Genomic DNA, 14,479 nt, shown 5'->3' with positions numbered 1-14,479 from the left:
TTATCCACTCATAAAAAAAATCCTCCTATGTTAGGAGGATTTTTAATTTCTCAACATATACCAAACGATAACTTCTACCATTACAAGCAAAACCGCACCAAAGATCATTAACGTTGTCTTCTTTAACAGTTCATTTTCACGGTAAGGGATATTACATAAGTAAGCACCTAGTGTAATCCGTGACGGGCAAGCGATTGTCGCTACTGATGATGCGGTGTTTTGCAGTGTTGTGACGTATTGCCACGGGAGTGCTACGTTTTGTGCGGTTTGCATTTGTAGTTTTATAAACATTGCATTTGATCCTGCGTTACTACCTGTTAAAAATCCACCAATAGCGCCAATAAACGGAGCAAAGAAAACGAAAAAGGTTCCAAATGTATCACCAGCTGTCTTTGCGAGTAATGAATGCATGCCTGATGCACCCATTAGTTCTGAAATGGCGATAAACATTGTCGTCGTAATCGCAAAAGGAATCCATTGTTTGATCGTTTGCGAGAGTGATTGTTTAATAATATTAGACGGGATGCGGAAGAAAATAATAGTAAATAAGCAAGTCATACCGAGCCAAAATCCTGGTGAATATAGTAACTCTAGTTTGTAAGAGTATGATTTCAAATCAAGAACCGCATATGATCTGAACAAATCATGTAATGCTGGAACGAGGCGAGAAAGTAAAATACAAACTGTTAGAAATATATAAGGGCTAATAATTTTTATAATGGATACTTCTCTCTCCGTTGCAGCCGCATGCTCTGTTATTAGATTTTGTTCACTTTTTCCTTTTAATTTAATGATAAGAAAACCAAATGTAATCGTAACGATAGAACTTAATATCCCGGCTAGTTCAACACTTACGTACGCATTAGAAAGATAGATTCCGAGAGAAAATAATAGAAAGAATCCTACTCCTTCTTTCCACTTTTCTATAACTGCTTGCCAGCCGCCAACAACGTATAAAGAAAGAATAACAAAGTAAGCAAACATCGGAATACTTAATAGCGCTGTATTTGTACCAAGTGTTGTAAGAGGCATATTTATTAGCTGCGAACCGATAATCGTACCAGTTGCCATTGCGCCCCATGAACTAGCTAGTAAACCAATAAATGAAAGTAGTACAGCTTGAAACGGTTTATAACCTAATGATAGAAAGATAGGTGCTGCAACCATGAAGCCAATTCCGAATCCACTTACTGATTCAATTAGCGGACAAATACCAAAACACATAAGGAGCATTTGTAATAAACGATCGTGCGTCACTTCTTCTAAAAAACGCGCTACTTGATCGATGTATCCCATTTTGTTCATGAGGTGAAATAAAAAAATACCGAAAAACAAAACGTACCCAACAATAAAACAAATTAACCAACCTTTAATCGTTGCGTGAACAGTTTCACTTATCCCTAATTGAAACGTTGGCGAGAGTAAAACGATTCCAACACATACAGCATAAGAAATTAACGCAGACCTTAATGACGTTTGTTTAAATAAAAATAAACAAATGAAAATCATCATAATTGGGATAAGTGCCAACAATATGGCCATGTTATCATCTCATTTCGTTTAAAATACAATTTTTAACTATTATATAACAGATGTTGTGATTTTCAATTGTTTTTAAAACAGATTTAAAAAAGGAGCCAAACGGCCCCTTTTCATTCACTCCCATTTTCTATTATCCTGAAAAACTGTCTGCTGTCCGATTATTTTTTTCAACACAACAAACACAATGTAAGTACATATTGCTTGCAATGCAATATTCCAAAATTTCATTAATGTAAATGAATGAATCCGTAGAAATAATTCGTTTAATAATACAATCGAAACGATACTAAATAATTCTATACTAATCGAAAATAGACATATTTCTAAAATAGACTGTTCTTGAATGCGATTTAAGTTGGAAAAGATAAATACATATCCTAAAAATAGAGCCATCAACTCTATTTTCGTCATGCTAATGAGCCAAGCGTATAGTGGTACAGTTAAAAGAAGATATAGTAATTTCCGTCTTAGCATGTCTTCTCACCCTCTAAATTACATGTATTTTCTGTATATTTTAACATTTATTACGCAAAACAAAAAGAAGAGACTACGCCTCTTCTTTTTGTTTTGTTGCATATATTAATTCACATATTTCTTCTCGCTTTTCAGTTTCTAAAAGCTCAATGATCTTACTTCCAACGACAACTCCGTCGCATATTGTAACCATTTCTTCTACATGTTCTTTTGTTGAAATGCCGAATCCAGCGACTACTGGTAAGTTGACGTGTGATTTTACTTTTTCTAAGTAACTATGAATCTCCTCTTTAAAGTTTTGACGTACTCCCGTTACGCCCGCTACTGTAACAGCATAAACGAACCCTTCTGATTCACTCGTAATTTTTTCAATTCTTTCAATAGGACTCGTTACGGTAACGAGTGGAATGAGCGCAATGTTTGCCTCTCGAAGTAACGGCGCAATAATATTTTGTTCTTCATACGGTAAGTCTGGAACGATAATACCATCCACACCGGCCTCTAAGCAGTTCTCTACAAATCGCTCTTTTCCGAATGCAAGTACTGGATTTAAATATGTCATGAGTACAAACGGAAGTTGCACTTCTTTCCTTACCTCTATTAATGCTTGAAAAATACCTTTTACTGTTACACCGCTATCTAGCGCTCGTTTCCCTGCTCTTTGAATCGTTGGACCGTCTGCAACTGGATCCGAAAACGGAATGCCGATTTCAACGATGCTCGCTCCTGCTTCATCTAAAAAACGAATTCTTTCTTTTAATTTTTCAAAGCCACCATCTCCGCCCATTACGTACGGAATAAATGCTTTCTTACCATTTTCAAACGCTGCTTTAATTTTTTCTACTCCCATTTTTTACACCTCTTCCATATAACGTTTTATACTCTCTACATCTTTATCCCCGCGGCCTGATAAACAAATGACAAGCCCTTCGTCTGTCTTCATTTGCGACGCTAATTTTAATGTGTATGCGACAGCATGTGAACTTTCTAACGCCGGGATAATGCCTTCTTTTTTCGTTAATAATTGAAATGCTTCTAATGCTTCTTCGTCTGTTATCGACTGATAAGAAACGCGGCCAATATCTTTTAGCAAACTATGTTCTGGACCAACACCTGGATAATCAAGTCCTGCTGAAATAGAGTGTGCTTCTTGAATTTGCCCTTCTTCATTTTGCAGAAGATACATCATTGATCCGTGTAAAACACCGACGCTTCCTTTCGTTAAAGTTGCTGCATGCTTTTCTGTATGAACGCCTTTTCCAGCTGCTTCTACGCCGTAAAGAGCAACTTCTTCATCGTGTACGAACGGATAAAACATCCCCATCGCATTACTACCACCGCCAATACAAGCAACGACTGCTTCTGGTAACTTTCCTTCTAACGCCTCATATTGTTTTTTCGTTTCATTTCCAATTACACTTTGGAAATCACGGACAATTTGCGGGAATGGATGTGGTCCGAGAACAGATCCCATAATGTAGTGCGTATCATGCACATGTGAAACCCAGTAACGAAGCGCCTCGTTTACCGCATCTTTTAATGTACCGCTACCTGCCGCTACACTTTCTACTTTCGCTCCGAGTAATTCCATTCGGAACACATTTAATTTTTGACGTCTTACATCTTCTTCTCCCATAAAAATGACGCATTCTAATCCGAGAAGAGCACATACAGTAGCTGTTGCAACTCCGTGTTGTCCAGCTCCTGTTTCAGCGACAACTTTTTTCTTGCCCATTCGCACTGCAAGTAGTGCCTGACCGATTGTATTGTTAATTTTATGAGCTCCTGTATGATTCAAATCTTCACGTTTTAAATAAATCTTTGCACCACCGCAATACTTCGTCATATTTTCAGCATAATATAGCGGTGTTTCTCTTCCGACGTACGTTTTTAAATAATGATTTAATTCCTTTTGAAATGCTTCATCTTGCATCGCTTCTTTATATGCTTCTTCTAGTTCTAGTACAGATTGCATTAACGTTTCTGGAACGTATCGTCCTCCGTATATACCGTAATGTCCTTTTTCATCTGGATATGCGTAGTTCATTTGGAACACTCCTTCGCTTTTATAATAAATTGTTTTATTTTCTCTACATCTTTCTTTCCTTCTGTCTCTACTCCGCTGCTCACATCAACCATATAAGGCCGAACAGTTCGAATTGCTTCTTCTATATTAAGAGCGTTTAATCCACCAGCTAATATCATTTTCTTTCGCAATTCTTTTGGCATATCTCTAAGTAGCTCCCATGAAAATGTCTTTCCATTTCCTCCATAAAACTTTTCTTTCGGGCTATCAAATAATATATAATCCGCTTCATACCCTTGGGCGTTTTTCATATCACTCTCTGAAGTTACTCCTAGTGACTTTATAGACGGAATATTCAATCTTCTAATTTGATAATTGTCTTCATCCCCATGTAGTTGTACATGTGTTAACCCGCACTCATCTGCAATTTTCTGGATCACTTCTACTGATTCATTTACGAAAACACCGATTTTTAACACGTTGGCTGGAAGCTCCTGAATGATTTCTTCCGCTCTCTTTGGAGTGATTTCCCGCTTACTTTCTGCAAAAACAAATCCGAGTGCATCTGCGCCATATTCGCACGCACTTTTCGCTGTTTCCACATCAGTGATGCCGCAAATTTTCACTTTCATATATTCACCTTACAATCTTCAAAAAAACTACTAATAGAAGATGATGTCATAAGCGCCTCTCCAACTAATACACCTTTGGCTCCAGCTCTTTTAACACGAATAATATCTTCTTTTGAATGAATGCCACTTTCACTAATCCAAAGTAGTTTCTCCTCATTCAATCTTTTTCCAAGCTTTTCAGTTTGGCTTAAATCTACTTCGAACGTTTTTAAATTACGATTATTAATGCCAATAACGTGCGGATTTAATACAATCGCAGTTTCTAATTCCTGTTCATCATGAACTTCAACAATCGCTTCTAATCCTTTTTCTAACACGTAGCTATACAGCTCTTTTAACTTCTCTTTCGTTAACGCTGCTACGATTAGTAAAATAATATCTGCTCCCGCTTCATACGCTCTATCGATTTGAATCTTATCGATTATGAAATCTTTACATAAAAGCGGAATGTTACTTTCTTCTCTTGCTGTTTGTAAATCGTGAAACGATCCTTTAAAAAATTGACCATCTGTTAAAACAGATACTGCTCCTGCACCACATTTCTCATATGTTCCCACTTGTTTTCGTACGTCAACGTGTAAATTGATATCTCCTTTTGATGGTGATGCTCGCTTTACTTCTGCAATGACAGTAAACTGCTGTAACGCTTCTACAAGTGAATGTGTCTTTCTTTTTGTTTTTACTGGTGTATATATTTCATATAACTCCGCAACTTCCTTTTTCTTCTGTTCTACAATTTTATCTAAAATCGTCCCCACTTTAGTTCACCCTTTCTAATTTTTCGTTGCTTGCTACAATTAATAAGTTTAATTTGGCTAATGCTTTTCCAGAGTCAATGCTATGTGCCGCGAGTTTAATTCCTTCTTCAATCGTTTCCGTTTTTCCATTTGCGAAAAGAGCTAGACCTGCATTTAATAAAACTGTATCGCGATAAACACTCTTTTCTCCGCTCAATACGCCGACTGTAATCTTTGCATTTTCTTTTGAATTCCCCCCTCTAATTTCTTCATTTTTCACTCTTGAAAAACCATACTTTTCTGGATCAATAATCATTTCCACTATTTCATTATCTTTTAAAAGGACTACGTGATTATCCCCTTGTAATGATGCTTCATCTAAAAAACCACTTCCATTTACGACAAGTGCTTGTTTCCGGCCTAACTTTTGTAATACTTGCGCAACTGGTAATAACATATCTCGTTTATAAATACCGACAAATTGTGTTTCTAAATTCACTGGATTTGTTAAAGGGCCAATTAAATTAAAGATCGTCGGCACGTTTAACTCTTTTCTTATCTTCATAATGCGCCTTAGTGCTGGATGCATCGCTGGTGCAAATAAAAATGCAATGCCCACATGCTCTAGTAAATAATCAATTTCGCTTGGCGTACTGCTAATATTTACACCTAATTCTTCTAATAAGTCCGCACTTCCTGTTTTACTAGAAACAGCACGATTACCATGTTTTGCAACCTTTACGCCAGCTCCTGCCAGTACGAATGCTGAAGTTGTGCTAATATTAAACGTTTGAGCACCGTCACCACCCGTTCCGCAATTGTCCATTGCTCCTTGTATATGGTTCGAAAACGGCAATGCCTTTTCGCGAAGAGCCCGAACGAGACCGTATATTTCTTCTGCAGTTTCACCTTTTGCTTTCAGTAAGACTAAGAAAGCTGCAATTTCACTTTCTAATATGTTTTCACTTAATAAAAGTAGTCCTGCTTTATACATTTCCTCTTCTGTTAAATGTTGACCCTCCACTAATTTACGAAGATAGCTATTCATACTCTTTCCTCCTCTTTTACTTCTGTTAAAAAGGCACGTATTAACTTTCCGCCTTCTTCTGTTGCGATTGATTCCGGATGAAACTGTAATCCGAAGAGCGGATAATAATTGTGACGGACTGCCATTATTTCTCCATCGTCCATCGCTGTCGCTAATATGTCAAAACACTTTGGCAAGCTCGTGTGCTCTGCAACAAGGGAATGATAGCGCATCGCCGTTAGCGGCTGTGTAGCGTATGAAAAGATTGACGTTCCGTTATGTTTCACACGCGATGTTTTTCCGTGTTTAATACGTTCTGCTCTAACAATGTCTCCTCCAAATGCAGCTATGATCGCTTGGTGTCCTAGACAAATCCCTAATATGGGAACGTTCTTATAAAAATGGCGGATGACGTCGATACAAATGCCAGCATCCTCTGGTTTTCCTGGTCCTGGTGAAAGTACAATTCCTCTTGGATTCATCTCTGCTAACTGTTCTATCGTTATTTCATCATTTCTTACAACTACAATTTCTTCTTCATGTTCGCCTAACAGTTGGTACAAGTTATATGTGAACGAATCGTAATTATCGATAAGTACAATCATTTCATAACCTCCAAAAGCGCTCTCGCTTTATTTAATGTTTCTTCATATTCAGCTACTGGATCTGAATCGTAAACGACTCCTGCTCCTGCTTGAACGTATGCTTTTTCATCCTTTACGACCATCGTTCGAATGGCGAGCGCCATATCAAGATTTCCTGAAAAACTAACGTATCCAACTGCTCCGGCGTATACATTTCTTTTTTCATTCTCTAGCTCATTTATAATTTCCATCGCTCTAATTTTCGGAGCTCCCGACACTGTTCCTGCTGGTAGGCAATACGCTAATGCATCAAATCCGCTCATTTGTTTCCGCAATATTCCGTAAACTTCAGATACAATGTGCATAACATGAGAGTATTTTTCTACTTTCATATATTTATCTATCGTAACCGAGCCGATTTCGCTCACTCTACCAATATCGTTTCGCCCAAGATCTACAAGCATCATATGCTCTGCTCGCTCTTTCTCATTGCCTAACAGTTCTTTTTCGATTTCCTCATCTTCCCTTTTCGTTTTCCCCCTCGGCCTTGTACCAGCAATTGGATTCGTCATCACTTTATTCTCTCTTACTGATAGCAAACTTTCCGGTGAAGAACCGAGTACAACATAATCTTGAAAATCGATATAAAACATATATGGTGATGGATTTGCAATTCGAAGTTTTCGGTATAACGCGAATGGATCACCAATACATTCACTTTGTAAACGCTGTGACAGTACGACTTGGAATATGTCTCCAGCTCTTATATGTTCTTTCGCCATTTCTACCATCCCACAAAACTCTTTTTCCGTTATAGAAGAAGTGAATGATAATGTGGATTGTATTGCATTTACTTCAGTTTCTTCTCCTTGTAGCACTTCCTCTTTGTATACTCGTAGCCTTTCGTATACTTCCTCATAATCTGCTGAATCATCTTCCCTGCATACATATACAAACGACAACCTTTGGCGTAAATGATCGTAAACGATAAACTCACGATATAGTAAGAGGTGTACTTCCGGAATATTTAATGGGTCGTGTAAATCCGCTCCAATGTTTTCATACTGCCGAATGACATCATATCCAATATAACCAACTGCTCCTCCGCAAAATGGAAATGGGCTGTCTACTTGTGATGGTGCGATTATTTCTTCTAACACTTGTAGTACGTTACCTTGTAACTTTTCTGCCCGGCCGAAAATCGTTCGTTCTACTTCCGTACCAACGCTTTTTACTTCTCCATAAGGATTACATCCTAAGTAAGAATAACGCCCTTTATCTTGATGAAGCTGTGAACTTTCTAATAAAAATTTCTTCTTTCCTTTCATACGTCTATATAAAGAAATTGGCGTAATGCTATCTCCTTCTTCTTCAGTAATTACTAAAAATGTCTTTCTCTCTCTTTTTTGTTTTATAAATTCTTCTTTCGTCATCATGTCCTTCACCTCACTCTGAAAAATAAAAAAGTCCCCTACATATCGAAAATATGTAGAGGACGATAAATATACCGCGGTACCACCTCGTGTTGGATGCAAAAGCATCCCGCTTTGTTCAGGTACAAATTTTATACCTTATCCTTGTAACGGCGGAACCCGGGTTGCCTACTAAAAATAATTGTTCAGCATACCTCTCGTAAGCCCATTCCGTATATGGCACCGTACCGGGCTCCCACCTATTCCCGGCTCTCTGTAACGTCTCCAATATACGTACTCTTCTTACTTAAACGATTTCATTTATTTAATTTTTTATACACAAAAAGGGAGTACTCATCCTATAGAAAGGACGGGTACTCCCGTGGTGCCACCTTAATTCGTTACAAATGTAACGCACTTTACCGTATCAAAAACAATACGTGTCTCTTGTATCGATGAGATCATGTCGCCAAAGCCTACTTCTTTCGTTTCGGTTTGGAAGCTCCGAAGCCCATTCCACATCAATTCCATACTGATTCGCACCAACCATCAGCTCTCTGACATGTTCATCATGTGTACTCTTCTTCATCAACGCTTGCATTTTTTTAAGTTGCACTCATTATAGACCTGACTTTTTTCACAAGTCAATACTTTTTTAAAAATTTTATTTTTCTTTCCTTTCAATATTATATTGACAAAACAACCTCTTTTTATGTAAATATAATAAATACTCTATTAAAAATAAGGTTTTTTGTATGAATATAATATATTAAAAAAGTAAAATGACATCAAAAAACGCTTACATTTCTGAAAATTCGTATTTCTATATGGATTTTTCAGAATAATCATGATAGATTATAAAGTGAAACTTTAATCAGTAGGGGGGTGTTCATCCCCACTGATTATTAGTTGAACCAATCGGGCATTTACGGACAGTTGATCTCCCACCTAACTTCCTTGCCCAGCCAATTTTAAGGTGGGAGTTTTGCTACCCGTTAATGCGGGATAAATATGCATAACGCATCAAAAGACCTGACAAAAGAAAGGGGAACTACATGAGTACGCAGATGTTAACTTTAACTTCTATCTCTATTTACATGCTCGGGATGTTAGTAATCGGCTATTTCGCCTACAAACGAACGTCCAACTTAACAGATTATATGCTTGGCGGGCGTACACTAGGCCCCGCAGTAACAGCATTAAGTGCTGGAGCATCCGATATGAGTGGTTGGCTTTTAATGGGATTACCCGGTGCAATGTTTAGCGTTGGATTAAGTAGTAGTTGGATTGCGATCGGCCTAACACTAGGCGCATATGCAAACTGGCTTTATGTCGCTCCTCGCTTACGTACCTACTCAGAAATTGCAAACAACTCTATTACTATTCCAGAATTTTTGGAACACCGTTTCCACGACAAATCTCATATGCTACGCTTAGTATCCGGACTTGTTATTATGATTTTCTTTACTTTTTATGTAGCTTCAGGATTAGTTTCAGGCGCTGTATTATTTGAAAATTCATTTGGCATGAACTATCATGTTGGATTATTCATTGTTGCAGGCGTTGTTGTCGCTTACACATTATTTGGTGGTTTCTTAGCAGTAAGTTGGACAGACTTCGTACAAGGAATCATTATGGTGGTCGCTCTTATTCTTGTTCCTATCGTAACAATTATGAATTCGAACGGACTTGGACCTGCATTTGATACAATTCGATCTGTAGATCCAACACGTCTAGATATTTTTAAAGGTGCCTCTACTTTAGGAATGATTTCTCTATTCGCATGGGGCCTTGGTTATGTCGGACAACCTCATATTATCGTACGCTTTATGGCAATTTCTTCTGTAAAAGAACTTAAAAGTGCACGAAGAATTGGTATGAGCTGGATGATTTTCTCTGTTGTTGGAGCTATGTTTACTGGTCTTATTGGTATTGCTTACTATTCACAACAAGAGTTAACATTATCTAACCCAGAAACAATTTTCCTTGAACTTGGAAAAATTTTATTCCACCCACTTATTACTGGATTTTTATTAGCCGCTATTTTAGCAGCGATCATGAGTACAATCTCATCTCAGTTACTCGTTACTTCTAGTGCCGTAACGGAAGACTTATATCGTACATTCTTCAAACGTTCTGCATCTGATAAAGAACTTGTATTTGTCGGTCGTATGGCTGTGCTTGTTATTGCCTTAGTTGGGTGCGCTTTAGCGTTCAAACAAAATGATACGATTTTAGCTCTTGTTGGGTACGCTTGGGCTGGTTTTGGTTCTTCATTTGGACCTGCTATTTTATTAAGCTTATATTGGAAACGTATGACGAAATGGGGCGCGCTTGCTGGTATGATTTCTGGTGCCGCTACTGTTATTATATGGACTCAATTCAAATTCTTAAAAGATTTCTTATATGAAATGATTCCAGGTTTCGCTATTAGTTTACTAGCCATCGTAATTGTTAGTTTATTAACACAACCTTCAAAAGAAGTTGAAGAGCAATTTGAGGATTTCGAAAAACAACATCGTCATAATTTATAAAAAAATCTCTGCTGTTATCGTAACAGCAGAGATTTTTTACAGTTCGACAATCTTCTTATCAAATTTAACAAATTCTTTATGTTTCGTTAAATTTAACATAACACTACTCCTTTATAGTATGAGTATCAGCACTTATACAGAAAGGGGACTCCAACATGTTAGCAGCTTTCCAGCAACAACAAACACGAAAATTTTCACCTATCACAAATACTTCTGCGTCTTGTTTAAACATGCAACCTAACCCGCCTAAAATTTCAATTGCTCCTTCTGTTATTTCAGTCATCGGTGTTCATATGGAAAAACATAAATTAAAAATAAAAACGGGACAAAACATTGTGTTAGCAGCTTCCATTTTGCCAATACAAGCAACGCATAAAGAGCTTATTTGGTCAAATATGAATTCTGATATCATCACCATATATCCAAAAGGCGACACCGTGACAATTACTGGAAAAAGCGCAGGTAGAGCAGTCGTAATTGTCACAACTGCTGAAGGCAAATTCCGTGACCTATGTGTCATTCATGTACAACCTTATATGACAAATCCAAAGTAAAAGAGTGGCTTTGTAGCCACTCTTTTACTTGATTTCAATATTTGAGTTTTTACTTTTTACAAGATTAATAAATTGTTCTTTATTTCTTGGAGAAATACTTTCTGTTTTATGTGTATCGTAAACAATTTCAAGTCGGTCAAATGATAATGCATGGGCTGCTATTGGATTTTTCGTATTTGAAATTTGTTTTATATCTCGTATAAAAATACGTTTTGTAACGAGATCCGATCTAATCGTAATTATTTCTTCCCGGGCAATATATTTTGCCAAAAAACAACTCCAGCTAAACAACATTGCTAATGGAATTGTAAAAAGCAAAAGAAAATATTCTCTCCCTACAAAAATTGGTGCAAAACAAGCACCCAAAACAATAAAAAAAATTGGATATAACCATGTATCTTTTTTTGATGGAAACTCCATTTCCCTTCCCCTTCTACGCCCATATTTCTATAAAACCAAAAGAGAAGTATCACAACTTCTCTTTTCTCCCCTAACACTATAATTCCTGTGTGTACACCGGCTCGTTTACGACATTTTTTGCTGTTCGCTTTTGTTGCTGCAGTAAGAAAACAGATACACCAAACAATACGAGCATGCTACCGATAATTTGCATTGCATTTAATTTTTCTCCAAGTAAGAAGAACGCAAGTATAGATGCTCCAACAGGTTCTCCTAAAATACTCATTGAAATTGTCGTTGCATTTACATAATTTAATAGCCAGTTATTAATTACATGTGACACTGTCGGCACAACCGCAAGTAAAAGAAAAACGGTCCAATCCCACTTCGTATAACCTGTAAAGGGTACTTGCAATATGACATTATAAATCCCCATAAAAAGACCTGCGAATGCAAAGACTGTAAAGCTATAAATCCAGTGTGATACTTTCTTTACTGTCGTTTGCCCGATAAATAAATAACCGACAACTGCTATTACACTTAGAAAGGATAATATATCTCCATAAATTGCTTGCTTACTTAAACCTAAATCTCCCCAACCAATGCACATTACGCCTAGAATAGCGATTCCCATCGTTGCAATGGCTGAATATGTTGTTCTTTCTTTAAACAGAAAAAAACCCCCAACTAAAGATACGATCGGTTGAAGTGCCAAAATAATTGTTGAACTAGCAACTGTTGTATGCTTTAAAGATTCAAACCATAAAAGAAAATGAAGTGCTAAAAAGAAACCAGATCCAATTAAAAAGCCCCAATCTTTCATTTGAATCCTATTAAATTCCTCTCTTTTTTTCCATACGATAGGCAGCATAATAAGTACGATAATCCATAAGCGGTACATACTTAATATTGAAGATGGTGCTGAGGACATCTTTACAAAAACTGCTGCAAAGGAAATAGCAATTATAGAAATAGCCAATGGTAGTGCGATTGATTTTTCTTGTTTCAAATCCTGTCTCCCCTCTCACCTGTCAAAAATCCCACTTCATTATATCCGTTTTCTTTCGTAACTTAAATACTAATTTTTTAGATTCTTCGTACCATTATGGTAAAATAGAAATTAAGGCACCAATTAGTGAATATTTATTTCCTTTTTCACTACAAGCGTCGCTCTTACAATCGTTACAGTAAATTTTTATTTAGGGGGATCTACATGAGTCAAACAATAGGGAGAATTGAAGAAATTTCATTTTATAGCGCATCACTTCAAGAAGACGTTACGCTTCTCGTTTATTTGCCAGTAAATTACACACCACTGCACAAACATACAGTTGTAATTGCACAAGATGGTAGAGATTATTTTCAGCTTGGTAAAGCGCACCGTGTAATTGAGCGCCTTCGTGAAACTGAAGAAATTGACCGTACAATTATTGTCGGTATTCCATATAAAAATGTACAGGATCGTAAAGAAAAATATTTCCCAAGTGAAGTGAAAAATGCTGCATATATTCGTTTCCTTGCTCATGAACTTGCACCATATATTGATGAAAATTATCCAACGTACCAAATGGGAAAAGGTCGTGTTTTAATTGGTGATTCTCTTGGCGGAACAGTTTCCTTTATGACTGCACTTATGTATCCGCATACATTCGGTAAAGTCGTTATGCAATCACCATTTGTGGATGAGACAGTGATGAACTTAGCAAAAGACTTCAAAGATCCACAAGCATTAGAACTGTATCACGTCATTGGTACAGAAGAAACGGCTGTAAAGCGTACTGATGGACAAGTATCTGATTTCGTAGAACCAAACCGTGAGTTAAATACACTTCTCACAGATAGAAATTTCATTACGCATTACGAGGAGTTTGAAGGTAATCATACTTGGAAATATTGGCAAACTGATTTACCGAAAGCCTTCTCTCATATTCTATCAATGAAATAATAGAGAGCAGTATTCAGAATAATTTGATATAATAGATAAAGAGATTTATTTATCTCAAAATCTAACTAGACTTACAAAGGGAGGAATTGGAACATGAAATTAGGCATTGTAATTTTTCCATCTAAAATGATTCAAGATAAAGCGAACGGATTGCGTAAGCGTTATGACCCGCACTACGCATTAGTTCCGCCACATATTACATTGAAAACACCCTTTGAGACGCAAGATGAACAATTAGAATCGATTGTAAACGAGCTACATACAATCGCAGGTAAAACTAATCCGTTCACCCTTCATGTTGGGAAAGTTGGTTCATTCGCACCTGTTAATAACGTCCTTTATTTTAAAGTAGAAAAAACACCTGAACTTACTTTCTTAAATGAAGAAATGCATGGCGGGTTATTCACACAAGAACGCGAATATGCTTTCGTACCTCACTTAACAATCGGACAAGGCTTATCAGATGCAGAGCATGCTGATGTATTGGGTCGATTACGTATGAAAGATTTCTATTATGAACAACCAATTGATCGTTTCCATCTTCTATATCAATTAGAAAATGGAACATGGACTGTACACGAAACATTCCACCTTGGAAAGGGGAACAACTAAT

At 37.0% G+C, this 14,479-nt stretch carries 15 protein-coding genes and 2 other annotated features; of the genes, 4 read left to right on the top strand and 11 right to left on the bottom strand.

Annotated features, from left to right (window positions below):
- Positions 1–42: 42 nt before the first annotated feature.
- The 9 genes from ACQRBL_RS06015 to trpE all read right to left on the bottom strand — a co-directional run bounded on the left by ACQRBL_RS06015 (position 43) and on the right by trpE (position 8,458).
- Positions 43–1,542, bottom strand: a complete 1,500-nt coding sequence (locus ACQRBL_RS06015) for an L-lactate permease (protein ID WP_097920386.1) — start codon at positions 1,540–1,542, stop codon at positions 43–45.
- Between the two features lie 114 nt (positions 1,543–1,656).
- The gene (locus ACQRBL_RS06010; protein ID WP_000946150.1) at positions 1,657–2,016 is read right to left on the bottom strand and encodes a DUF4029 domain-containing protein; all 360 of its coding nucleotides are present in this window, start codon (positions 2,014–2,016) and stop codon (positions 1,657–1,659) included.
- Positions 2,017–2,089: 73 nt separating this feature from the next.
- Positions 2,090–2,866, bottom strand: coding sequence for a tryptophan synthase subunit alpha (gene trpA, locus ACQRBL_RS06005; protein ID WP_000537817.1), 777 nt, complete (start codon positions 2,864–2,866; stop codon positions 2,090–2,092).
- A gap of 3 nt (positions 2,867–2,869) precedes the next feature.
- Entirely contained in the window at positions 2,870–4,063 is a 1,194-nt protein-coding gene (gene trpB, locus ACQRBL_RS06000; protein ID WP_411995817.1) for a tryptophan synthase subunit beta, read from the bottom strand.
- A complete protein-coding gene (locus ACQRBL_RS05995; protein ID WP_000865142.1) occupies positions 4,060–4,674 on the bottom strand; it encodes a phosphoribosylanthranilate isomerase in 615 nt (204 codons plus the stop codon). Before ACQRBL_RS05995 ends, trpB begins: the two co-directional genes overlap by 4 nt.
- Complete coding sequence (trpC, locus tag ACQRBL_RS05990; RefSeq protein ID WP_000536699.1) at positions 4,671–5,432, bottom strand: indole-3-glycerol phosphate synthase TrpC; 762 nt, start codon at positions 5,430–5,432, stop codon at positions 4,671–4,673. Before trpC ends, ACQRBL_RS05995 begins: the two co-directional genes overlap by 4 nt.
- Before the next feature lies 1 nt (position 5,433).
- Positions 5,434–6,459 carry an anthranilate phosphoribosyltransferase gene (gene trpD / locus ACQRBL_RS05985; RefSeq protein WP_097920384.1) on the bottom strand — a complete coding sequence of 342 codons (1,026 nt, stop codon included), beginning with the start codon at positions 6,457–6,459 and terminating at the stop codon, positions 5,434–5,436.
- Positions 6,456–7,043, bottom strand: a complete 588-nt coding sequence (locus ACQRBL_RS05980) for an aminodeoxychorismate/anthranilate synthase component II (protein WP_097920383.1) — start codon at positions 7,041–7,043, stop codon at positions 6,456–6,458. Before ACQRBL_RS05980 ends, trpD begins: the two co-directional genes overlap by 4 nt.
- Positions 7,040–8,458, bottom strand: coding sequence for an anthranilate synthase component I (trpE, locus tag ACQRBL_RS05975; protein WP_141526251.1), 1,419 nt, complete (start codon positions 8,456–8,458; stop codon positions 7,040–7,042). Before trpE ends, ACQRBL_RS05980 begins: the two co-directional genes overlap by 4 nt.
- Positions 8,459–8,510: 52 nt before the next feature.
- Positions 8,511–8,755: a binding site (T-box leader), on the bottom strand.
- 42 nt (positions 8,756–8,797) lie between these two features.
- Positions 8,798–9,035, bottom strand: a binding site (T-box leader).
- Positions 9,036–9,489: 454 nt separating this feature from the next.
- On the opposite strand from trpE, the gene putP reads away from it, so the two are divergent.
- Positions 9,490–10,968: a sodium/proline symporter PutP gene (putP, locus tag ACQRBL_RS05970; protein WP_000107210.1), complete on the top strand. Its 1,479-nt coding sequence runs from the start codon at positions 9,490–9,492 to the stop codon at positions 10,966–10,968.
- A 155-nt stretch (positions 10,969–11,123) separates the two neighbouring features.
- The gene (locus ACQRBL_RS05965) at positions 11,124–11,522 is read left to right on the top strand and encodes an Ig-like domain-containing protein (protein ID WP_000878729.1); all 399 of its coding nucleotides are present in this window, start codon (positions 11,124–11,126) and stop codon (positions 11,520–11,522) included.
- 24 nt (positions 11,523–11,546) lie between these two features.
- Here the strand turns inward: ACQRBL_RS05965 and ACQRBL_RS05960 are convergent, their stop codons facing one another.
- Positions 11,547–11,942: a PH domain-containing protein gene (locus ACQRBL_RS05960; RefSeq protein ID WP_411995818.1), complete on the bottom strand. Its 396-nt coding sequence runs from the start codon at positions 11,940–11,942 to the stop codon at positions 11,547–11,549.
- A gap of 76 nt (positions 11,943–12,018) precedes the next feature.
- Complete coding sequence (locus ACQRBL_RS05955; RefSeq protein WP_000806939.1) at positions 12,019–12,930, bottom strand: DMT family transporter; 912 nt, start codon at positions 12,928–12,930, stop codon at positions 12,019–12,021.
- Positions 12,931–13,134: 204 nt separating this feature from the next.
- Between ACQRBL_RS05955 and ACQRBL_RS05950 the strand changes: the two genes are divergently transcribed.
- Both ACQRBL_RS05950 and ACQRBL_RS05945 read left to right on the top strand, forming a co-directional pair.
- A complete protein-coding gene (locus ACQRBL_RS05950; RefSeq protein WP_000084015.1) occupies positions 13,135–13,866 on the top strand; it encodes an alpha/beta hydrolase in 732 nt (243 codons plus the stop codon).
- Positions 13,867–13,959: 93 nt separating this feature from the next.
- Complete coding sequence (locus ACQRBL_RS05945) at positions 13,960–14,478, top strand: YjcG family protein (RefSeq protein WP_000765871.1); 519 nt, start codon at positions 13,960–13,962, stop codon at positions 14,476–14,478.
- Position 14,479: the final 1 nt, after the last annotated feature.

The sequence above is a fragment of the Bacillus sp. AF62 genome (assembly GCF_050312695.1).
Taxonomy (GTDB): domain Bacteria; phylum Bacillota; class Bacilli; order Bacillales; family Bacillaceae_G; genus Bacillus_A; species Bacillus_A cereus.
This window is presented reverse-complemented; position numbering and strand designations above follow the sequence as displayed.